The following is a 19,036-nucleotide window of genomic DNA, read 5'->3' as shown; positions in this document are numbered from 1 at the left end:
GCATCGGGCGACGGGGGGCCTAGTACGGAGGGCGCAACAAGATTCTGTGACAATTCTGCGGAAAATTCACAAAATGCAAAGTTCAGACACATCAATCTCACATTTATCTCGCACAACTTCCACGAACCCAACATAATCCCTCTCAGCCATCGCATCGAAGGAAGCCGGGCTTGAAACGCGAAGACCGCCAGCGCGAGATCCTGAGCCGGCTGCGTCCGGGCGAAAGCCGGGCCCTGGCCCAGATCGCCCACGAACTGGAGGTCTCCGAGGAGACCATCCGCCGCGAGCTGCGGGTGCTCGAGGCCCAGGGCTCGGTGCTCTGGACCCACGGCTCGGTTCGCCTGGCCGCCGCCACGGCCGAGGGCCCCTTCGACCGCCGCCTGCAGGAGAACGTCGCCGAAAAGACCCGCATCGCCGAGGCGGCCGCCCGCTTCGTCGGCGACGGCGACACCATCTTCATCGACGCCGGCACCACCGCCTGCTTCGTGGCCAGGGTGCTGGCCGGCGTGCGCCGCGACCTGACGGTGATCACCAACTCGCTGACCGTGGCCCAGACCCTGGGCGGCCGCAACGGCAACACCCTGTTCCTGGCCGGCGGCGAGCTGGACTACGACTACAAGGCCTTCTCCGACCACGCAGCCCAGGCCTATCTGGCCCAGTTCACCCCGCACCTGGCCATTCTGACCGTCAGCGCCATCCACGCCGACCACGGCCTGATGGACCGCCACGCCCGCGAGGCCGCCATGAGCCGCATCGCCTATGGCTGCGCCGACCGGGTGCTGCTGGCCGCCGACCACACCAAGTTCGGACGCCTGGGCCTGATCCGCACCGCCACCGCCGACGACGTCGACATCCTGGTCACCGACCAGGCGCTCGACGAAGCCTATGCGGCGATGTTCGCCGGCTCGACCGTGGTGGTGGCCTGATGCGCATGCTGCCCATCGCCGCCTTGCTGCTGGCCCTGCTGCCCGCCGCCGTCCAGGCGGGCGAGCTGCGGGTGATGAGCTACAACATCCGCTACGACAATCCCGACGACGTTCCCGACTGGCGCGCCCGGCGCGGGCCGATGGGCGAGCAGATCCGCCGCGTCGCACCCGACGTGCTGGGCGTGCAGGAGGCCCTGCTGCCGATGGTCGACGACCTGGCGCGCGCCCTGCCCGGCTACGACCACTACGGCGTCGGCCGCGACGACGGGGCGACGGCGGGCGAGAGCACGACGGTGTTCTGGCGCGTCGACCGCTTCGAGAAGGTCTCGGCCCAGACCCAGTGGTGCTCGCCGACGCCGGACGTTCCGGGCAAGGCCTATGACGCCGCCCTGCCGCGCACCTTCACCCGCCTGGTGCTGCGCGACCGCGCGAGCGGCGCGCTGCTGGACATCCGCAACGCCCATCTCGACCACCGCGGCGCGGTCTCCCGCGAGCGCTGCGCGGCCCAGATCCGCGACCTGCCGGCCTGGCCGGGGGCGATGCTGGTGACCCTGGGCGACTTCAACAGCGGCCCGGCCGAGGCGCCGCACCGGCTGCTGACCGCGCCCGACGCCCCCTATGTCGACGCCCGCGCCGCCAGCCCGGCGGTTTCGGGACCCGAAGGCACGTTCAACGACTTCTCCCCCAGCCCGCCGCCCGCGTCGCCGATCGACTTTGTCTTCGCCGATCGCCGGCTGGCGTTGCGCAGCTTCGCCACCCTGACCGACACCGCTTCGGGAAAGGTGATCTCGGACCACTTCCCGATCGTCGCCGACCTGGTCACGCGCTGACGTTCCGCATAGCCCCCTTGGGGGGACAACCCAGGATGTTTCAGCTATGACTGCGGCGTGACCCGCCCGAACACCCTTGCGAGATGGCTTGCGCGCGACGCCTTCATGGCGCTCGCGGTGCTGGCGATCGTGCTCAAGGTGCTGATCCCGGCGGGCTTCATGCCGGGCGCCGAGCCCCGCAACGGCCTGCCCTTCGCCCTGGTGCTCTGCACCGCCGGCGGGGCCAAGACCGTCTCGCCCGGCGAGCTGCTGGACACCCACCAGAGCGACCAGCGGCACGACCAGGACGACGGCAAGCAGCAGCATCACGACGGCCCCTGCCCGTTCGCGGCCCAGGGCCCGGCCGCGCCGCCGGTCGAGATCGCCCTGGCGGCCGAGACGCTGGTCGCCACCGAAACCGCAGCGCCCTCGGCGCTCGCCCGCACCGTCGTTCCCGGCCGGGGTCTCGCCGCCCCGCCTCCGCCGGCCACCGGCCCTCCGTCCCTGCTGATCTGATCCGGCCGCCCTCGGTCGGCTAGCGCCCGCGCGTCCTTTGCGACGCGCGCAGATCATCACGGCCGCCGTGCGCGGCCGAAGGACGAACAAGCCACCATGAAGTCTCTCCTGCTGGCGTCTGTCGCCATGCTCGCCGTCGCGCCCGCCGCCTTCGCCGCCGACGCCGCTCCAGTTCCAGCCGACTCGGACACCGACGTCTCGTCGGTCATCGTCACCGCCCGTCCCAATCCCGAGGAGCCGGCCGTGGTCGCCGCCGCCCGCCGGCGCCTGTCGGAAACGCCGGGCGCGGTGTCGGTGATCTCCCAGGAGTCCTTCGCTTCCCGCCAGTCGCTGGCCCTGGACGACGTGCTGCGCGACGCCCCCGGGGTCTACGCCCAGCGCAAGTGGGGCGGCGACATCCGCATCTCGATCCGCGGTTCGGGGATCGGCAACGCCAGCCACAACCGCGGCCTGCTGCTGGCCCAGGACGGCGTGCCGCTGAACGAGGCCGACGGCTATGGCGACAGTCAGGTCGCCGACCCGCTCAACACCCGCTACGCCGAGGTCTATCGCGGCGGCAACGCCCTGCGCTTCGGCGGGGCCCTGCTGGGCGGGGCGATCAACATGGTCACCCCCACCGGCAAGGACGCCGGCTACGGCGCCCAGCTCCGCGTCGACGGCGGCTCCTACGGCCTGATCCGCGAGCACGTCGCCCTGGCCCGCCAGTCCGGCGACTGGGACGTCTACGCCGCCGCCACCAACCAGACCGCCCAGGGCTGGCGCTCGCAGAGCCAGCAGAACATCCAGTTCGGCAGCCTGAACGTCGGGCGATCGTTCGGCGAGGACCGCGAGGTGCGGTTCATCCTCAACGGCTCGAACGTCAACCAGGAGATCCCCGGGGCCCTGACCCTGGCCCAGTTCCAGGCCAATCCGCGGCAGCCCGCCGCCGCCAGCGCCGCCGCCGACCAGGGCCGCAACCAGCGCGGCCTGCGCGGCTCACTGCGCACCAGCTGGCGGCTGAACGAGCAGCTGGTGTTCGAGGGCGCGGTCTATGCGGTGTGGAAGGACCTCGACCACCCGATCTTCCAGGTCATCGACCAGCAGAGCCGCAACTACGGCGCCTTCGGCCGCTTCGACTGGGACGGCCAGCTGGGCGGCCTGCGCGCCGACGCCTTCTTCGGCGCCTGGTGGCGCCTGGGCGACATGGACTCCAACTTCTACGTCAACAATCGCGGGGCTCGCGGGACGCCGACCTCGCGCACCCAGCAGAACGCCAAGGCCATGGACCTGTTCGGCGAGGGCCGCCTGTTCGTGACCGAGCAGTTGGCCGTGGTCGGCGGCGCCAGCTGGGGCCGGGCCGAGCGCGACTATGTCAGCTTCGCCGTGCAGGGCGTCTCGACGACCTTCAACCTGACGGCCGACAAGACCTATGACTGGTTCTCGCCGCGCGTCGGCCTGCTGTGGCAGAATTCGGCGGGCGACCAGGTGTTCGCCAACGTCACCCGCTCGGTCGAGCCGCCGAACTTCAGCGCGATGAGCCCGACCAACGCGGGCTTCACCCCGGTGCAGCCGCAGGAAGCCTGGACCGGCGAGGTCGGGACGCGCGGCCATCGCGGCCCGCTGACCTACGACCTGACCTTCTATCGCGCGAACCTGAAGCACGAGATGCTGCAGTACACGGTCAGCAGCACCATTCCGGCCACCACCTTCAACGCCGACAAGACCATCCACCAGGGCATCGAGGCGGCGCTCGACTGGGCCGTGGCCCCGCGCTGGCGCATCCGCCAGACCTGGACCTGGTCGGACTTCCGCTTCGACGGCGACGCCCAGTACGGCGACAACCGCCTGCCGATCGTGCCTGAACACTTCTATCGCGCCGAGGTGCGCTACGACGGTCGCGGCGGCTGGTTCGTGGCCCCGTCGGTCGAGTGGTCGGCCAGCGACCAGTGGATCGACTACAAGAACACCAAGGCCGCCCCGGCCTACGCGATCCTCAACCTCAACGCCGGCTGGAAGGCGACCGACAAGGTCTCGCTGTTCCTCGACGCCCGGAACCTGACCGACAAGGCCTATGTCTCCAACACCCAGGCCGCCACGGTGTGGACCGCCTCAAGCGCCGTGCTGTGGCCCGGCGACGGCCGCTCGGTCTATGGCGGCGTGACGGTGGCGTTCTGAGCATGGCCACGATCGAACCAACCCCAGCCGGCGAGGTCTACCGCGCCTTCTGGCGCTGGCACTTCTACGCCGGCCTGCTGGTGCTGCCGGTGCTGATGCTGCTGGCCCTGACCGGCGGGCTGTACCTCTTCAAGGACGAGCTGACGGCGGTCGTCCACCGGCCGCTGGTGGTGGTCGCCGACGGCCCCGCGACGACGCCGGTCGCGACCTGGATCGCCAACGCCGAACTGACCTCGGGCGGCAAGGTCCGGCGGCTGGTCGTGCCGGCGCGGGGCGATCGCTCGGTCCAGCTGGAGGTCGACACCGACGAAGGCCCCCGCACGGCCTATGTCGATCCACACACCGGCCAGGCCCTGGGCGTCACCGCGCCCGGCGGCCTGATGGGCCTGGTCAAGCGGCTGCACAGCCTAGACATCGCCGGACCGGTGGCGAACCTGCTGGTCGAGGTCGTCGCCGGCTGGGCCATCGTGCTGGTCGCCACCGGGGTCTTCCTGTGGTGGCCGCGCGGCCAGGGCGGCGGGGTGGTGACGGTGCGCAGCCAGCCCGCCAAGCGCCTGTTCTGGCGCGACCTGCACGCGGTGACCGGCGCCTTCGCGGGGCTGGTGATCGTGTTCCTGGCCGCCACCGGCATGCCGTGGTCGGCCTTCTGGGGCAAGGAGGTCCGCCAGATCACCACACAGGCCGGCTGGGGTCGTCCCAAGCCGCCGGTGGCCGAGGGCCACCACGCCGGCGCGCCCGCTCCAAGCGCGCCTGCTGAAGGCGTCCCCTGGGCGCTGCAGACCCACGCCGCGCCTGTTTCCATCGCCCATCACGCCAGCCTCGACGTCGATGCGATCGTGGCCAAGGCCCGCGCGGCAGGTCTGACCGGCGGCTTCACCCTGACCCTGCCCAAGGGCCACGGCGGAACCTGGACCGCCGCCTACATGCCCGACAAGGTGGAGGCGACCCGCGCCGTCTATCTCGACGGCGGCGACGGCCAGGTGCTGGCCGACCTCGGCTACCGCGACTTCGGACCGGCGGCCAAGGCCATCGAATGGGGCATCGCCGTGCACCAGGGCCAGGAGTTCGGCCTCGCCAACAAACTGGTCATGCTGGCCGGCTGCGTCGCCGTCTGGCTGCTCGGCGTATCGGCCGTGGTGATGTGGTGGAAGCGGCGGCCCAAGGGTCGCTTGGCCGCCCCCGTTCCGCCGGCCCGTCGCGGCGCCTATTTGGGCCTTCTGGCGGTCGTGCTGCCGCTGGCCGTTCTCTACCCGCTCGTCGGCGCCACGCTGGCGGCGGCGCTGATCCTCGACCTCGTCCTGCGGCGGCTGTCCCCCGCGCCGCGCCTCGGAGCCTGACCGATGAAAGCCTTCGCTCTTCTTCCCCTCGCCTTCGCCGTGCTGGCGAGCCCGGCGCTGGCCGCGCCGCCCGCTCCGAAAGTGACCGTCGCCGACGCCTGGTGCCGCGCGGCTCCGGCCGGGGCCATGGCCGGCGGCTGCTACGTGACCCTGACCGCCAGCGCCGACGATCGCCTGGTCGCGGTGGAGACCCCCGCCGCCAAGCGCGGCGAGATCCACACCATGTCGATGGACGGCGGCGTCATGCGCATGCGCAAGCTGGCCGACGGACTCGCCCTGCCCGCCGGCAAGGCCGTGGCCCTGAAGCCCGGCGCCGAGCACCTGATGGTCATCGGCCCGAAGATCGCCCTGACGGCCGGCGCCAAGGTTCCCCTGACCCTGAAGTTCGCCAAGGCGCCGCCGGTGACGGTTCAGGCCCAGGTCCGCGCCGTGGGGAACCGCTGATGCGCGCGCTCGCCCTGACCCTAGGCCTCACCCTAGGCCTCGTCGCCGCCAGCGCCCTGCCCCTGGCCGGCTGCGGCCAGAAGGAACCGGCGCAGGCTCCGCGCTCGACGATCCAGATCGGCGGGCCGTTCAACCTCGTGGACACGAACGGCAAGCCGGTCACCGAGAAGAGCCTGCTGGGCAAGCCGACGGCGATCTTCTTCGGCTTCACCTACTGCCCCGAGGTGTGCCCGACGACCATGGCCGACATGACCGCCTGGCTGAAAGCCCTGGGTCCCGACGCCGACAAGCTGAACGTGGTGTTCGTCTCGGTCGATCCCGAGCGCGACACGCCCGCCCAGCTGAAGCTCTACCTGTCGAACTTCGACCACCGCATCCAGGGCTTCACCGGAACGCCCGACGAGATCGCCAAGACCGCCAAGGCCTATCGCGTCTACTACAAGAAGGTCCCGCAGGAGGGCGGCGAGTACACGATCGACCATTCCTCGGCGATCTACCTGTTCGACGCCAAGGGCGGCTTCGTCGAGCCGATCGCCTACCAGTCGCCGCCCGACCGGGCGGAGGGCCAGTTGCGCAGGCTGCTGGGAAGCTGAGCCCTTCCGGCGGCGGCCACGGCTTCCTACCTGCGCTTGGAACAAGACGGGAGGACGTCATGGCCGCCTTCGAACTGGCCCAGGTCAATATCGGCCGCCTGCGGGCGCCGATCGACGACCCGGCGATCAAGGACTTCGTCGACAATCTCGACCGCATCAACCAGCTGGCCGAGGCCTCGCCGGGTTTCGTCTGGCGGCTGAAGGGCGACGGCAACAACGCCACCGACCTGGCCGTCGGCGGCGATCCGCTGGTGATCCCCAACCTGTCGACCTGGACCGACATCCCCTCGCTGGGGGCCTATGTCTACCGCTCGGCCCATGTGGAGATCATGCGGCGGCGGCGCGAATGGTTCGAGCCGGCGGAGGGGCCGCATCTGGCGCTGTGGTGGGTTGCGGCCGGCCATCGCCCCACCGTCGAGGAGGCGGTCGAGAAGCTGGCCCTGCTGGCCGCCCACGGCCCGACGCACGCCGCCTTCACCTTCCGCCACCCCTTCCCCGCCCCGGCCGGCGAAGGCGTCGAGCCGGTGCTGGACGAATGCGCGTGACGTTTCGGCCTTCCGGCGCCTGACATTCGATCCGAACGGTGCTACAGGCCCGCGCCATGAAAGCCGCCGTCGTCGTCTTCCCGGGTTCCAACTGCGATCGTGACTGCAAGGTCGCCGTCGAACGCTCCACCGGCGCTCGCGTCGAGATGGTCTGGCACCAGGAGACGGCCCTGCCGGACGACCTGGACCTGATCGTCCTGCCCGGCGGCTTCTCCTACGGCGACTATCTGCGCTGCGGGGCCATGGCCGCCCAGAGCCCGGTGATGCGCGAGGTCGTCTCGGCCGCCAACCGCGGCGTGGCCGTCGTCGGCATCTGCAACGGCTTCCAGGTGCTGACGGAAGTCGGCCTGCTGCCCGGCGCCCTGCTGCGCAACGCCAAGCTGAAATACATCTGCAAGCCGGTCGATCTCGACATCGTCAACGGCCAGACCCGCTTCACCGCCGCCTTCGGCGAGCAGCGCGACGCGGTGATGACCGTCGGCAACGGCGAGGGCAACTTCTTCGCCGACGAGGAAACCCTCGACCGGATCGAGGGCGAAGGCCAGGTGGTGTTCCGCTACAAGGAAAACCCCAACGGCTCGGCCCGCGACATCGCCGGCATCGTCAACGCCGGCGGCAACGTCCTGGGCCTGATGCCCCACCCCGACCGCTCGTTCGACGCCGACCTCGGCTCGGAAGACGGCGCGATCCTGTTCCGCAGCGTTTTCCAGAGCGCCTGAGACTTCAGGGACTGAGGCTTCACGCCGCGGGCGGAATGATCTTCCAGCCCGCGCCGTCGCGCACCACCCGGACGGTTTTCCACTCCGACGGATCGAGACGTCCCTCGGACGCGCTCCAATATTGCTCGCCCGTCGCGCCGGGCAGGATCTTCACGCTCAGCTCGTCAGGGCCTGTCCAGCGCGGATCGCAGGCCATTGGCGCCTCGACCTCGACGATCTCGAACACGCCGTTGCGCTGCTGCGCGATCTGGAGGCCGTCGAACTCGACGCCGGCGTCGTCATTGCCGGCGGACACGAAGGCGCGGTCGTCGGGCGACGGCGTCGGCGGTCCCGACAGCTCGACGATGCGGCCATCGTCGCCGACCACGTTCCAGGTCGTCCATTCGTAGTGCAGGCCGCGCACCACGTCGAACGGCGCACCCGGCATGCGCCCCAGATAGGTGTAGTCGACGCCCTGGGCCTCGTGCTGCTCGAAGGGTTTGGTCTCGAAGCGCGTCTTGCCGACCGTGAGCACCAGGCCTTCGCGCCTGACCCGTCCGGCCGTGGCGGCGATCGCCCGGGCTTCGGCGGCCTGCTCGCGAGCCTGGTGCTCGCGTGCGAAAGCTTCGGGATCGGCGGGTTCGGCGGCGGCGGGGACCCGTCCCTTTCGATGGCAAAAGAAATCCGAATAGTCGGCGACATAGGCCGGTCCGACCGCCGTGGCGGCGCGCGCGACGGGAGCCGCCCGGCTCGCCGGCTTGGCCTCGGGCGCCGACGCCTGCTCGGGCGTACGCCCGCACGCCGCCGCGACGAACGCCAAGGCGGAAATGGCTGGAACAAACCTACGCAAGATCACACCCCCGACAGCGCCCTTCGGTAGAGCACGCCGTCACCCCACGCTCAAGCTCACCCCGGAAGGCTCACGAGAAAAGGGCCGGCGGAGCGAACGCCGGCCCTTCCTCCGATGGAGCGCTGCTAACGCTCAGTCCATTCAGCGTTCGCGGTCGCGATCCGGCTGGTTTTCCTGGCCGCCCGGGTTGCGGCCCGGTTCATTCTGGCGCTGCTGTTGCTGCTGGCCCGGGGCCTGTCGCTGCGGGTTCTGCTGCTGTTGCTGCGGATTGCGGGTTTGCTCGCCCATGGGCTTTACTCCTCTTCGGTCCGCGCGCTGGCTGCGCACGAGACAGAAAACGGGCCGGGGAGTCACCGCGTTCCTCCGGCGGAGCTGCCTTAGTTCCTGCTTAGCTAATGTTTTCACTGAGTTTTCGCGCCATGCGTCAGAGCGCGGAGCGGATGTCGGTATGGGCGAAGTCGTCGCCTTTGTAGAGCAACGGCGCGTCCAGCGACTTGGCCAAGGCGTAGGAAAAACAATCGCCCAGGTTCAACCTCGCCGGATGACGGCCCTTGCCGAAGGTCATCGCCGCCTCGATCGCCAAACGCGCTTGCGGCCGATCGACATCGACGACCTCGATCCCGAGCATCTGCAAATCCCTGTCGAGCTCGTGCGAGACAATCTCCGGCACGAAGACCTTGGCGTAGACGTGGGCGGCCTCGACCACGCTGGCGGCGGACATCGCCTTGCGCGGCTGGGCGAGCAGGACCGAGAGAAACGTCTCGCGCTCGGGTTCTTTCAGAACGATGGCCGCCAACGCCGACGTATCGACGACGATCAACGGGGCAGGCCCTGCTCGTCATACATTTCGGCGTCGATCTCCGCCGCCGTCTTGTCGGAGATCCGAGGCCGTGCATCGACCTCGCGCAACCAGGCCTCAATTTCCGCGCGACGGGCCGTTTCCGTCCGAGGCTCCCGCCCCAGCGCCTTCAGCGTATCGGCCAGCGCATTGTGGATCGCGTCGGTCAGGCTGACGCCCGTGGCCTCGGCCACCTGACGCGCAAGCTGCTCCGTCTCGGCCCGCTTGATGCTGATGCCCATTCTAGAACCACCTTCAGCTTTCTAGAATATAGCGGAATCCCCCCAGCCGCGCTAGAAGGCGCGCCCATGAGCGCACCCTCCACCGCCCCCGCCAAGTCCATGGCCGATACGGCCGCCGAATTCGGTCTGAAGCCCGAGGAGTACGCGGTCGTCCTCGACCGCCTGGGCCGCGAGCCCAACCTCGTCGAGCTGGGGGTGTTTTCGGTGATGTGGTCCGAGCACTGCTCGTACAAGTCGTCGAAGAACCAGCTGAAGAAGTTCCCGATCAGCGGCCCGCGGGTGATCTGCGGCCCGGGCGAGAACGCCGGCGTCATCGACATCGACGACGGCGACGCGATCATCTTCAAGATGGAGAGCCACAACCACCCGTCCTACATCGAGCCCTACCAGGGCGCGGCGACGGGCGTGGGCGGCATCATGCGCGACGTCTTCACCATGGGCGCGCGCCCCATCGCCCTGCTGAACGCCCTGCGCTTCGGCGAGCCGGGCCACGCCAAGACCAAGCGCCTCGTGGACGGCGTGGTCGCCGGCATCGCCGGCTATGGCAACTGCGTGGGCGTGCCCACCGTCGCCGGCGAGACCAACTTCCACAAGGGCTACAACGGCAACATCCTGGTCAACGCCATGTGCGTGGGCCTGGCCAAGTCCGACAGCATCTTCTACTCGGCCGCTCCGGGCGCTGGCCTGGCGGTCGTCTATTTCGGCTCCAAGACCGGCCGCGACGGCATTCACGGCGCGACCATGTCGTCGGCCGAGTTCTCGGAAGACTCCGAGGAGAAGCGCCCGACCGTCCAAGTCGGCGACCCCTTCGCCGAGAAGCTGCTGATCGAGGCCACCCTCGAACTGATGGCCACCGGCGCCGTCGCCGCCATCCAGGACATGGGCGCGGCCGGCCTGACCTCCTCGTCGGTCGAGATGGCCGGCAAGGGCGGCGTCGGCATCGAGCTGAACATGGACATGGTCCCGCAGCGCGAGACCGGCATGTCGGCCTACGAGATGATGCTGTCGGAAAGCCAGGAGCGCATGCTGGCGGTCCTGAAGCCCGGCCGCGAGCAGGACGGCCACGCCATCTTCGAGAAGTGGGGCCTGGACGCCGCCGTCATCGGCTACACCACCGACACCGGCCGCCTGGTGCTCAAGCATCACGGCGAGACCGTCTGCGACGTGCCCCTGGCCCCGCTGTTCGACGACGCGCCGCTCTATGACCGTCCGTGGACCGAGCCCAAGGTCGACGCCCGCCTCGACCCCGGCCACGTGCCCGCCCCGGAGAACTGGGAAGAGGCCGTGCTGAAGGTGATCGGCTGCCCCGACATGGCCTCCAAGCGCTGGCTGTGGGAGCAGTACGACCGTCACGTGATGGCCGACACCCTGGAAGACAGCGCCACCGGCTGCGACGCCGGCATCGTGCGCATCCACGGCACCGGCAAGGCCGTCGCCGTGACCAGCGACTGCACCCCGCGCTACGTCCAGGCAGACCCGTACGAGGGTGGCAAGCAGGCCGTCGCCGAAGCCTGGCGCAACCTGACGGCCGCCGGCTCGCTGCCTATCGCCATCACCGACAACCTGAACTTCGGCAGCCCCGAAAAGCCCGAGACCATGGGCCAGATCGTGCGCGCCACCGACGGCATGGCCGAGGCCTGCCGCGCGCTGGACTTCCCGGTCGTGAGCGGCAACGTCAGCCTCTACAACGAGACCAACGGCGTCGCCATTCCGCCGACCCCGACCGTCGGCGCCGTCGGCCTGCTGACCGACTTCGACCTGCGCACGGGCTTCGGCAACGTGGCCGAGGGCGACACCCTGGTGCTGATCGGCGAGACGCACGGCGAACTGGGCGCCTCGATCTATCTGCGCGAGATCCTGGGCCGCGAGGACGGCGCCCCGCCGCCGGTCGACCTGGCCGTCGAGCGCAAGAACGGCGACTTCGTGCGCGGCCTGATCGGCTCGGGCCTGGTGGCCGGCGTGCACGACCTGTCGGACGGCGGCCTGCTGATCGCCGCGGCCGACATCGCCCTGGCCAGCAAGGTCGGGATCACCCTGAACGCCTCCAGCCACGCCCACGCCCACCCGTATCTCTTCGGCGAGGACCAGGCCCGCTACCTGGTGGCGACGCCCGATCCGGACGCCCTGCTGGAAGCGGCCAAGGAAGCCGGCGTGCACGCCAACCTCGCGGGCGTGGCCGGCGGCGAGGCCTTCGCCTCGACCGACCTGTTCTCGATCCCGCTGGCCAAGCTGCGCGAGACGAACGAAGCCTGGCTGCCGGCGTTCATGGGGTGAGGTGAAAACCTCGCCCTTCGACAAGCTCAGGGTGAGGTTTTCACTCACCCTCGGCGCTGAAATGGTCCTCATCCTGAGCCTGTCGAAGGACGAGGACCACGCGCCTTTCGCTAAAGGAACGCCATGCGCCTGCCGCTGATCGCCGCCCTCCTGCTCTCCCTGACCGCCTGCGCCCCGACGGCTCCGGCTCCCACCCCGACGCCCGTCGCCCAAGGCGACAGCGTCGAGGCCTGCTCGGCCCGGGGCGGCCAGATCGAGACCGTCGGCCGCCGCGGCCTGCCGACCTGCGTCGTGCCCTACGCCGACGCCGGCAAGGCCTGCACCAGCGGCTCGCAATGCCAGGGCGGCTGCGTCCTGGAAGGCAATCTGGAAAGCCGAGACGAGCCGGTCACCGGCCAATGCCGCCGCTCCAACGTGCAGTTCGGCTGCTACGCCAAGGTCGAGAACGGCCGCGCGACGGCGACCATCTGCGTGGACTGACGCGCCCGATCTTCGGATCGGTGTCTATTTCCACTTCAAATGGCAATTCGGACGGCTACGCTCCAGCCCGACCGCGCGCGATCTTCTCGCGGCAGAGTTTCGCAGGAGCGTGATGACCGATCTGCTGGCGCCCACCAAGGTCGCTCCGCTGGACGCGGACCTGGCCGCTCTTCTCGACCACCAGGGCTATCTGTTGCTGCGCGGCGCCGTGCCCGAGGCCTGGCGCGAGGCCATGCGCGCGGCCTTCGACGCCGGTGTCGGACCGCCGGAGCAATGGGGCGCGCCCCGCGCTTTTGGCTGGCGCCACGCCCTCGTCGATCTCGACCCGACGGTGCAGAAGGCCTGCCGCGTCCCGGCCCTGCTGGGCGCCGTCGCGCGGATGATCGCCGGCCCGTTCTTCCTCAGCCAGGTCGAGGGCCGCGAACCGCTGCAGGACAACGGCCACCAGCCCCTGCACCGCGACGGCGCGGGCCTCAAGACCGTCTCGGCGATGGTCTATCTCGACCCCTATGGCCCCGAGAACGGCGCGACACGGGTGATGTCGCGCCATCTCGACGACGGCCAGCTGGACGAGAGCCATGCCCAGGTGCTGTCGGGCGAGGCGGGCGACATCCTGGTGTTCGACGCCGACCTGCCGCACGGCGCGACCCTCAACCGCTCGGGCGCGCGGCGGCGGTCGCTGCTGGTGAGCTTCATGCACGAGAGCCACCGCGCCGGTGAAGACGCCTGCCGCGCGGTCCGCACCGTGCGCATGGACACCAGCGAGATGTTTATCCCCTAGAGGCCTCTAGGCCTTGGCGGGACGGCGGCGGCGCGGGACGCGGACGGTGGCTTCGCCGTCCATGACGACGTCGTCGCCGACCAGGGCGGCGCAGGTCAGGGTCACGCGCGCGCTTTCCTGGTCGATGGCCGAAACGGTGATCCGGGCAGTCACGACGTCGCCGATGCGCACGGGCCGGTGGAAGGCCAGGGTCTGGCTGAGATAGATCGCGCCCGCGCCCGGCAGGATGGTGCCGACCACCGCCGACCCGAACGACGCCGACAGCAGGCCGTGGGCGATGCGGCCGCGATAGGCGGTCTTGGCGGCGAAGGCCTCGTCCACGTGCACGGGGTTGAAGTCGTCCGACGCCTCGGCGAACAGCTGAATGCGCTCTTCGGTGACGGGCACGAGCTTTTCGGCCGTCATGCCAACGAAGAGCTCTTCGAGGATGTACCCGCCGGAGGGATGTTGTTCGATCATGACGCGGCGTTAGCACGGGTCGCGGCGCGTCGCAAAACCGTTACCGCCCCTCGGGTTCAGACGCGCTGGGCGGCTGGCCGATCAGTTGGGCGCAGATCGACTCGGCCAGGACGGCGTCACGGGCGGCTATGGCGTCGGCCATCCGCCGGTGCAGGACGACGTCGATCAGCTGGTCGTCGGGCGCCTGCTTCTCCATCTGCCAGATCCAGAAGCGGGTGGCGGTGTTCTGCAGGCTGACGACGAAGCGGGCCAGGGTCGGGTTCTGGGTGGCGAAGGCCACGGCGCGGTGGAAGGCCAGGTCCATGGCCAGCATGGCCCGGAAATCGCCGGCCGCGATGGCGTCCTCGGCCCCGTCGAAGGCTTCCAGGATGGCCGGCAGGTCGGCTGGTCGATGGTTGCGGGCGGCCAGGCCAGCGGTCTTGGCCTCCAGCATCAGCCGCACCTGGAAGGCGTGCTCGATCTCGGCCACGTCCAGCGGCGCGACGATGGTGCCGACGCGGGGACGGCGCACGACCAGGCCCTCGATCGCCAGCCGTCCGAGCGCGTCGCGCACGCCGGCCAAGCCTCCGGCGTAGCGGACGGCCAGGGCCTTTTCCTCCAGCACCTGCATGGGGGCGAGGTCGCCCAGCAGGATGTCCTGCAGGATCAGCTCGTACAGCCGCGCCTTCTGCAGCCCCGGCGACCAGGCGCCGTGCGGCTCGACGCTGTTGCGCGGCCCCTTCATCGCGGCGGTGGCGAGCGGTCGGTCATGCTTCGCAGTTAAGCCAAAAGGCCCCGAGCGTCATTCCCGACGGGGTCTAAAATGTAAGAGACGCGAACGGCGATGCTGGCTTGGAAAGCCGCCGATGCCGTCATCTATAGGCGGCCGATGACGGCGCCCTTCCCCTCCCCCGACCAGATCGCGACGGCCTTCCGGCTGGCGCTGGACGCCGCCGACCGCTTCGTCGGCGCCACCGCGCCAAACCCGCCGGTGGGCTGCGCCGTGCTGGCGGCGGACGGGTCGGTGCTGGCCGTGGCGGCCCACGAGGCGGCGGGACAGCCGCACGCCGAGGCCGCCGCCCTGGCCGCCTGCCGCGCGGCGGGACGGCTGGACGCGGTCCACACCGTGGTCGTCACCCTGGAGCCCTGCAATCACCACGGCGCCACCCCGCCCTGCGCCGAGGCGATCCTGGCCAGCCCGGCGCGAGCGGTCTGGTACGGCGCGGGCGACCCCAATCCGACGGCGGCCGGCGGCGCCGCGCGACTGGAAGCGGCCGGCCTCGCCATCCAGCCGATCGCCGCCCTAGCCCACCCCGACGCCGCCGACCTGCAAGCCCGCGCAGCCCGGCTGCTCGCGCCGTTCGCCACCCGCCTGACCAAGGGCCGGCCGTGGCTGACGATCAAACAGGCCCTGGACGCCGAGGGCTCGATGATCCCGCCGGCTGGAGCCAAGACCTTCACCTCGGAAGCTTCCCTGACCCTGGCCCACGACCTGCGCCGGCGGGCCGACGCGGTGATCACCGGCTCGGGCACGATCCTGGCCGACAGTCCGCTGTTCACCGTCCGCCGGGTTCCGGACCCGCGCCGCAAGCCGCGCCGCCTGGCGATCCTCGACCGCCGGGGCCGCACGCCAAGCGCCTATCTCGACGCGGCCCAGGCGCGAGGCTTCGCCCCCAGCCTGCACGGCGACATCCCCCAGGCGCTGGCTACCCTCGCCGACGACGGGGTCATGGAGGCCCTGGTCGAGTGCGGCCCGACCCTGCTGGCGGCCTTCCTCGAAGCCGGCCTGTGGGACGAGCACGTGATCATTCGCCAAGGCGCGGACGGCGACGCCGTCACCCGCGTCCTGGCCTAAAAGGAGGAGACCCGATGTTTTCCGGAATCGTCGAGCGCCTGGGCGAGGTGACGGCCGTCGAGACTGTCGCCGACGGCGCCGTGCGCCTGACCTTGCAGACCGGCTTCCCCGACCTGGCCCTGGGCGAGAGCGTGGCGGTCAACGGCGCCTGCATGACCATCGTCGCCAGCGACGCGAGCGGCCGCGCCGAGGTGTTCGTCAGCGCCGAGAGCCTGGCGCGCACCAATCTCAAGGCCCTGGCGGCCGGCGGCTTCGTCAATCTGGAGCGGGCCGTGACCCTGGCCACGCGGCTGTCGGGACACCTCGTTCAGGGCCATGTGGACGGCGAGGCGCGCGTGGCCTCGATCGTCCACGAGGACGGGGCCTGGAAGACCCGCTTCGACCTGCCGGCGGCCCTGGCCCCCTACTGCGTCGAGAAGGGCTCGATCTCCCTCAACGGCGTCAGCCTGACCCTCAATGCGGTGGAGCCGGTCGAGGACGGCCGCTTCGCCGTCGGAGTGACCCTGATCCCCCACACCTGGACCCATACCAACCTGCAGCACGCCGCGCCCGGCGACCCGATCAATGTCGAGGTCGACGTGCTGGCCAAATATGTGGAGCGGCTATGTCACGCCTCCCTGAACGCCTGAGCGTAGCGCTAGAGCGCCTCAAGACCGGCGGCATGATCATCCTCGTCGACGACGAGGATCGCGAGAACGAGGGCGACCTCGTCCAGGCCGCGCAGTTCGCCGACGCAGTCGCCGTCGCCTTCATGGCCAAGCAGGCCAGCGGCCTGATCTGCCTGGCCATGGATGCGCCGCTGATCGAGCGCCTCGGCCTGCCGCCGATGGTCGCCGACAACCGCACGCGGCGCAGCACCGCCTTCACCGTCTCGATCGAGGCGACGCAGGGCGTCGACACCGGCATTTCCGCAGGCGACCGGGCGCGGACCATCCAGGCGACGGTGGCGGCGGGCGCCTCTCCCGCCGACATCGTCTCGCCGGGCCACGTCTTCCCGCTGCGCGCCGTGCCCGGCGGGGTGCTGGCCAGGGCCGGCCACACCGAGGCCTCGGTCGAGCTGGCGCGGATGGCGGGCCTGACCCCGGCGGCGGTGATCTGCGAGATCATGAACGACGACGGGACCATGGCCAGGGGCGACGACCTGGCCGCCTTCTCGGCCCGCCACGACCTGCCGATCCTCAGCATCGCCGAACTGCGGGCGCACCTGATCGCCGCCGATCCGCCGGTCGAGGCGGTGGCGAGCGCCCGCCTGCCCACCCGCCACGGCCTGTTCGAGGCCCGCGCCTTCCGCAGCCGCCTCGACGGCGGCGAGCACCTGGCCCTGGTGCGGGGACCGTTGACCGGCGCGCCGCTGGTGCGGGTGCATTCCGAGTGCCTGACCGGCGACGCCTTCGGCTCGCGCCGCTGCGACTGCGGCGCCCAGCTGGACGCGGCGCTGGCCGAGATCGACGCGTCCGGCAACGGCGTGCTGGTCTATCTGCGCGGCCACGAGGGTCGCGGCATCGGCCTGGCCAACAAGATCGCCGCCTACGCCCTGCAAGACCAGGGGCTGGACACCGTCGAGGCCAACCACGCCCTGGGCTTTCCCGACGACGCCCGCGACTACGACCCCGCCGCCGCCATCCTGCGTTCGCTGGGGGTCGGCGAGGTCCGCCTGCTCAGCAACAACCCGCGCAAGGCCAGGGCGCTGGAGGACCTGGGCGTCGCCGTGCGCGAGATCCTGCCGCTGGTCGTTCCGCCCGATCCGCTGAGCGCCGGCTATCTGGCCACCAAGCGCGCCAAGCTCGGCCACCGTCTTTCCGTCCCGCCTTCGAGGATCCCCGCATGACCGCTTCCCGCTTCGCCGTGGCCATCAGCCGCTTCAATCCCGAGGTCACCGGCGGCCTGCTGGCCGGGGCCCTGGCCGAGTTCGCCGAGCGCGGCGCGCCGGTCGCGGAGGCCGACGTCTTCGAGGCCGCCGGCGCCTTCGAACTGCCGCTGATCGCCCAGGCCCTGGCGCGGACGGGCCGCTACGCCGGGATCGCCTGCCTCGGCTGCGTCATCAAGGGCGACACCGCCCACTTCGAGTTCATCAGCGCCGGCGCCGCCTGGGGCCTGGTCAGCGCGGGCCTGGCCACCGAGACGCCGATCGCCTTCGGGGTGCTGACGACCTACACCGACGAGCAGGCGGAACTGCGCAGCCGCGACGACGCCGGCAACAAGGGCCGCGAGGCCGCAGCGGCCTGCGTCGAAGCAGCGGCGACACTGGCGGCGATCCGCGCGGCGGCGTGAGATCTCCCGCTCCCCCTCACCTCCCGTCATTCCCGCCCTTGTGGCGGGAAACCCTCCATCAGTCGCAAGGGCAGTAGTGGCGGCGTGCTCCGCACGCCGCTGGCGCCTCACGTGTCAGCGGAACCAGGGGTTCCCGCCACAAGGGCGGGAATGACGGGAGACTAGAAACTAAGCGTAGGTCACGTTCTCCAGCGAGAACACGAACGGCTTGGCGTCGGGACCCTCGCCGCCGCCGGTCATGACGATGTCGGCGCCGGCCATGCCGATCAGGTTGATCTCGGTGTTGACCTGCTGGACGACGGAGCTGGTCAGCGGCTCGCCCTCGCGCACCTGCGAGACCGCGCCGATCCAGATCGTCGGCTTGAAGGTGAAGATCACCTGGCTGCCGGGAAAGAGAGCGCGGGTCTGGACATAGGGCTTGCCGGCCCGGAACACCGTGACCCCGACCGAGCCCTGGGACAGCTGGTTGATCACCCCGAAGGCCTCGGGCGAGGTGGTCTGGTCGGTGAGCTGCAGGCTCTCGCCCGAGGGCGTGCTGGTCACCGTGGCCACCTGGCCGTTCTCGATCGCCAGCTGCGGCGAGACGTTGCCCCAGGCGTCGATCACCCCGATCGTCACCGCCGCCGGCCAGACGAAGGGATGGCTCCAGCCCGGCGCGCAGTTCTGGATCACCAGCCAGGCGGACGAGGCCTCGTCGGCGGCCGGGGTCACCGGCTTGCCGAACACCAGCACCTGGGTTCCGGCGCCGCCGTTGGAGCGGTTGACGAAGTTGAGCTTCACCTCCGGACCGCTCGAAGACGCGGCCGCCGTCAGGGGTTCGGACTGAGCCTCGGGCTCGGCGTTCACGGTCGGTGCGGGCGGCGCGGCGACATCCTCGGCCAAGGCCGAGACCGGGGCCGGATCGGTCGCGCCGTTGGCGCTCTTGGCGGTGATGGTGTCCATGGTCGTGCCTCCCCGGTGGCGTCGCTCGCGTCGAGAAAGAGAT

23 protein-coding genes are annotated in these 19,036 nt (G+C 70.5%); 16 read left to right on the top strand and 7 right to left on the bottom strand.

All coding sequences use genetic code 11. The features are described 5' to 3' along the window. The first annotated feature begins 170 nt into the window (after positions 1–170). The 9 genes from AC07NG_RS00510 to purQ all read left to right on the top strand — a co-directional run bounded on the left by AC07NG_RS00510 (position 171) and on the right by purQ (position 8,043). The gene (locus tag AC07NG_RS00510) at positions 171–926 is read left to right on the top strand and encodes a DeoR/GlpR family DNA-binding transcription regulator (RefSeq protein ID WP_199232541.1); all 756 of its coding nucleotides are present in this window, start codon (positions 171–173) and stop codon (positions 924–926) included. Next, positions 926–1,756, top strand: a complete 831-nt coding sequence (locus tag AC07NG_RS00505; RefSeq protein WP_494591439.1) for an endonuclease/exonuclease/phosphatase family protein — start codon at positions 926–928, stop codon at positions 1,754–1,756. Before AC07NG_RS00510 ends, AC07NG_RS00505 begins: the two co-directional genes overlap by 1 nt. A 105-nt stretch (positions 1,757–1,861) precedes the next feature. Further along, positions 1,862–2,251 carry a DUF2946 family protein gene (locus AC07NG_RS00500; RefSeq protein WP_494591437.1) on the top strand — a complete coding sequence of 130 codons (390 nt, stop codon included), beginning with the start codon at positions 1,862–1,864 and terminating at the stop codon, positions 2,249–2,251. 96 nt (positions 2,252–2,347) lie between these two features. Then, positions 2,348–4,405, top strand: a complete 2,058-nt coding sequence (locus tag AC07NG_RS00495) for a TonB-dependent receptor family protein (RefSeq protein WP_494591435.1) — start codon at positions 2,348–2,350, stop codon at positions 4,403–4,405. Positions 4,406–4,407: 2 nt separating this feature from the next. After that, positions 4,408–5,742, top strand: coding sequence for a PepSY-associated TM helix domain-containing protein (locus AC07NG_RS00490; protein WP_494591433.1), 1,335 nt, complete (start codon positions 4,408–4,410; stop codon positions 5,740–5,742). 3 nt (positions 5,743–5,745) lie between these two features. Then, entirely contained in the window at positions 5,746–6,186 is a 441-nt protein-coding gene (locus tag AC07NG_RS00485) for a copper chaperone PCu(A)C (RefSeq protein WP_494591431.1), read from the top strand. Next, complete coding sequence (locus tag AC07NG_RS00480; protein ID WP_494591429.1) at positions 6,186–6,779, top strand: SCO family protein; 594 nt, start codon at positions 6,186–6,188, stop codon at positions 6,777–6,779. The genes AC07NG_RS00485 and AC07NG_RS00480 overlap by 1 nt, the downstream gene beginning before the upstream one ends. Positions 6,780–6,838: 59 nt before the next feature. Continuing rightward, a complete protein-coding gene (locus AC07NG_RS00475) occupies positions 6,839–7,324 on the top strand; it encodes a DUF3291 domain-containing protein (protein ID WP_494591427.1) in 486 nt (161 codons plus the stop codon). A 56-nt stretch (positions 7,325–7,380) separates the two neighbouring features. After that, the gene (gene purQ, locus AC07NG_RS00470) at positions 7,381–8,043 is read left to right on the top strand and encodes a phosphoribosylformylglycinamidine synthase subunit PurQ (RefSeq protein WP_487287847.1); all 663 of its coding nucleotides are present in this window, start codon (positions 7,381–7,383) and stop codon (positions 8,041–8,043) included. 19 nt (positions 8,044–8,062) lie between these two features. Here the strand turns inward: purQ and AC07NG_RS00465 are convergent, their stop codons facing one another. The 4 genes from AC07NG_RS00465 to AC07NG_RS00450 all read right to left on the bottom strand — a co-directional run bounded on the left by AC07NG_RS00465 (position 8,063) and on the right by AC07NG_RS00450 (position 9,952). After that, positions 8,063–8,872: a hypothetical protein gene (locus AC07NG_RS00465; protein ID WP_494591425.1), complete on the bottom strand. Its 810-nt coding sequence runs from the start codon at positions 8,870–8,872 to the stop codon at positions 8,063–8,065. 141 nt (positions 8,873–9,013) lie between these two features. Next, on the bottom strand, positions 9,014–9,160 hold the full coding sequence (locus tag AC07NG_RS00460) for a hypothetical protein (protein ID WP_492855209.1): 147 nt from the start codon (positions 9,158–9,160) through the stop codon (positions 9,014–9,016). 136 nt (positions 9,161–9,296) lie between these two features. Further along, positions 9,297–9,692 (bottom strand): type II toxin-antitoxin system VapC family toxin, encoded by a 396-nt coding sequence (locus AC07NG_RS00455; RefSeq protein ID WP_494591423.1) that lies wholly within the window; start codon positions 9,690–9,692, stop codon positions 9,297–9,299. Next, positions 9,689–9,952, bottom strand: a complete 264-nt coding sequence (locus AC07NG_RS00450; protein ID WP_492855211.1) for a type II toxin-antitoxin system VapB family antitoxin — start codon at positions 9,950–9,952, stop codon at positions 9,689–9,691. The genes AC07NG_RS00455 and AC07NG_RS00450 overlap by 4 nt, the downstream gene beginning before the upstream one ends. Positions 9,953–10,018: 66 nt before the next feature. On the opposite strand from AC07NG_RS00450, the gene purL reads away from it, so the two are divergent. From purL to AC07NG_RS00435, 3 genes are all read left to right on the top strand, one after another. Continuing rightward, the gene (purL, locus tag AC07NG_RS00445; protein WP_494591421.1) at positions 10,019–12,226 is read left to right on the top strand and encodes a phosphoribosylformylglycinamidine synthase subunit PurL; all 2,208 of its coding nucleotides are present in this window, start codon (positions 10,019–10,021) and stop codon (positions 12,224–12,226) included. 123 nt (positions 12,227–12,349) lie between these two features. After that, on the top strand, positions 12,350–12,706 hold the full coding sequence (locus AC07NG_RS00440; protein WP_494591419.1) for a hypothetical protein: 357 nt from the start codon (positions 12,350–12,352) through the stop codon (positions 12,704–12,706). Positions 12,707–12,818: 112 nt separating this feature from the next. Further along, positions 12,819–13,487: a phytanoyl-CoA dioxygenase family protein gene (locus AC07NG_RS00435; RefSeq protein ID WP_494591417.1), complete on the top strand. Its 669-nt coding sequence runs from the start codon at positions 12,819–12,821 to the stop codon at positions 13,485–13,487. A gap of 6 nt (positions 13,488–13,493) precedes the next feature. On the opposite strand, the gene AC07NG_RS00430 is transcribed toward AC07NG_RS00435, so the two are convergent. Together AC07NG_RS00430 and AC07NG_RS00425 are read right to left on the bottom strand one after the other, a co-directional pair. Next, positions 13,494–13,946, bottom strand: coding sequence for a MaoC family dehydratase (locus AC07NG_RS00430; RefSeq protein WP_110121286.1), 453 nt, complete (start codon positions 13,944–13,946; stop codon positions 13,494–13,496). Between the two features lie 40 nt (positions 13,947–13,986). Beyond that, entirely contained in the window at positions 13,987–14,670 is a 684-nt protein-coding gene (locus AC07NG_RS00425; RefSeq protein WP_494591415.1) for a GntR family transcriptional regulator, read from the bottom strand. A gap of 144 nt (positions 14,671–14,814) precedes the next feature. Here AC07NG_RS00425 and ribD point away from each other — a divergent pair, with 144 nt between their 5' ends. Genes ribD through ribH form a run of 4 tightly spaced genes read left to right on the top strand, consistent with a single transcriptional unit; the run spans position 14,815 to position 18,051 of the window. Continuing rightward, entirely contained in the window at positions 14,815–15,780 is a 966-nt protein-coding gene (ribD, locus tag AC07NG_RS00420; RefSeq protein ID WP_494591413.1) for a bifunctional diaminohydroxyphosphoribosylaminopyrimidine deaminase/5-amino-6-(5-phosphoribosylamino)uracil reductase RibD, read from the top strand. Positions 15,781–15,794: 14 nt separating this feature from the next. After that, positions 15,795–16,409 carry a riboflavin synthase gene (locus AC07NG_RS00415; RefSeq protein WP_494591411.1) on the top strand — a complete coding sequence of 205 codons (615 nt, stop codon included), beginning with the start codon at positions 15,795–15,797 and terminating at the stop codon, positions 16,407–16,409. Then, entirely contained in the window at positions 16,385–17,608 is a 1,224-nt protein-coding gene (gene ribB / locus AC07NG_RS00410; protein ID WP_494591409.1) for a 3,4-dihydroxy-2-butanone-4-phosphate synthase, read from the top strand. The genes AC07NG_RS00415 and ribB overlap by 25 nt, the downstream gene beginning before the upstream one ends. Then, positions 17,605–18,051 carry a 6,7-dimethyl-8-ribityllumazine synthase gene (gene ribH / locus AC07NG_RS00405; RefSeq protein WP_494591407.1) on the top strand — a complete coding sequence of 149 codons (447 nt, stop codon included), beginning with the start codon at positions 17,605–17,607 and terminating at the stop codon, positions 18,049–18,051. Before ribB ends, ribH begins: the two co-directional genes overlap by 4 nt. A 168-nt stretch (positions 18,052–18,219) precedes the next feature. Here ribH and AC07NG_RS00400 read toward each other — a convergent pair whose 3' ends face one another. Further along, entirely contained in the window at positions 18,220–18,993 is a 774-nt protein-coding gene (locus AC07NG_RS00400; protein ID WP_494591405.1) for a hypothetical protein, read from the bottom strand. Between the last annotated feature and the right edge of the window lie 43 nt (positions 18,994–19,036).

The sequence above is a fragment of the Caulobacter sp. GW821-FHT10C03 genome, assembly GCF_059415485.1.
The sequence above is the reverse complement of the archived record's forward strand: the minus strand, read 5'-3'. Positions and strand labels throughout refer to the sequence as shown.

Excerpts from the sequence above, each read along its gene's own strand:
- AC07NG_RS00430 (WP_110121286.1), bottom strand. The coding sequence starts at position 13,946 with ATGATCGAACAACATCCCTCCGGCGGGTACATCCTCGAAGAGCTCTTC.
- AC07NG_RS00475 (WP_494591427.1), top strand. The coding sequence starts at position 6,839 with ATGGCCGCCTTCGAACTGGCCCAGGTCAATATCGGCCGCCTGCGGGCG.
- AC07NG_RS00460 (WP_492855209.1), bottom strand. The coding sequence starts at position 9,160 with ATGGGCGAGCAAACCCGCAATCCGCAGCAACAGCAGCAGAACCCGCAG.
- AC07NG_RS00480 (WP_494591429.1), top strand. The coding sequence starts at position 6,186 with ATGCGCGCGCTCGCCCTGACCCTAGGCCTCACCCTAGGCCTCGTCGCC.
- AC07NG_RS00400 (WP_494591405.1), bottom strand. The coding sequence starts at position 18,993 with ATGGACACCATCACCGCCAAGAGCGCCAACGGCGCGACCGATCCGGCC.
- AC07NG_RS00415 (WP_494591411.1), top strand. The coding sequence starts at position 15,795 with ATGTTTTCCGGAATCGTCGAGCGCCTGGGCGAGGTGACGGCCGTCGAG.
- AC07NG_RS00495 (WP_494591435.1), top strand. The coding sequence starts at position 2,348 with ATGAAGTCTCTCCTGCTGGCGTCTGTCGCCATGCTCGCCGTCGCGCCC.
- AC07NG_RS00485 (WP_494591431.1), top strand. The coding sequence starts at position 5,746 with ATGAAAGCCTTCGCTCTTCTTCCCCTCGCCTTCGCCGTGCTGGCGAGC.
- AC07NG_RS00450 (WP_492855211.1), bottom strand. The coding sequence starts at position 9,952 with ATGGGCATCAGCATCAAGCGGGCCGAGACGGAGCAGCTTGCGCGTCAG.
- ribD (WP_494591413.1), top strand. The coding sequence starts at position 14,815 with ATGACGGCGCCCTTCCCCTCCCCCGACCAGATCGCGACGGCCTTCCGG.
- AC07NG_RS00500 (WP_494591437.1), top strand. The coding sequence starts at position 1,862 with ATGGCGCTCGCGGTGCTGGCGATCGTGCTCAAGGTGCTGATCCCGGCG.
- purQ (WP_487287847.1), top strand. The coding sequence starts at position 7,381 with ATGAAAGCCGCCGTCGTCGTCTTCCCGGGTTCCAACTGCGATCGTGAC.
- purL (WP_494591421.1), top strand. The coding sequence starts at position 10,019 with ATGAGCGCACCCTCCACCGCCCCCGCCAAGTCCATGGCCGATACGGCC.
- AC07NG_RS00440 (WP_494591419.1), top strand. The coding sequence starts at position 12,350 with ATGCGCCTGCCGCTGATCGCCGCCCTCCTGCTCTCCCTGACCGCCTGC.
- AC07NG_RS00490 (WP_494591433.1), top strand. The coding sequence starts at position 4,408 with ATGGCCACGATCGAACCAACCCCAGCCGGCGAGGTCTACCGCGCCTTC.
- ribH (WP_494591407.1), top strand. The coding sequence starts at position 17,605 with ATGACCGCTTCCCGCTTCGCCGTGGCCATCAGCCGCTTCAATCCCGAG.
- AC07NG_RS00425 (WP_494591415.1), bottom strand. The coding sequence starts at position 14,670 with ATGAAGGGGCCGCGCAACAGCGTCGAGCCGCACGGCGCCTGGTCGCCG.
- ribB (WP_494591409.1), top strand. The coding sequence starts at position 16,385 with ATGTCACGCCTCCCTGAACGCCTGAGCGTAGCGCTAGAGCGCCTCAAG.
- AC07NG_RS00435 (WP_494591417.1), top strand. The coding sequence starts at position 12,819 with ATGACCGATCTGCTGGCGCCCACCAAGGTCGCTCCGCTGGACGCGGAC.
- AC07NG_RS00505 (WP_494591439.1), top strand. The coding sequence starts at position 926 with ATGCGCATGCTGCCCATCGCCGCCTTGCTGCTGGCCCTGCTGCCCGCC.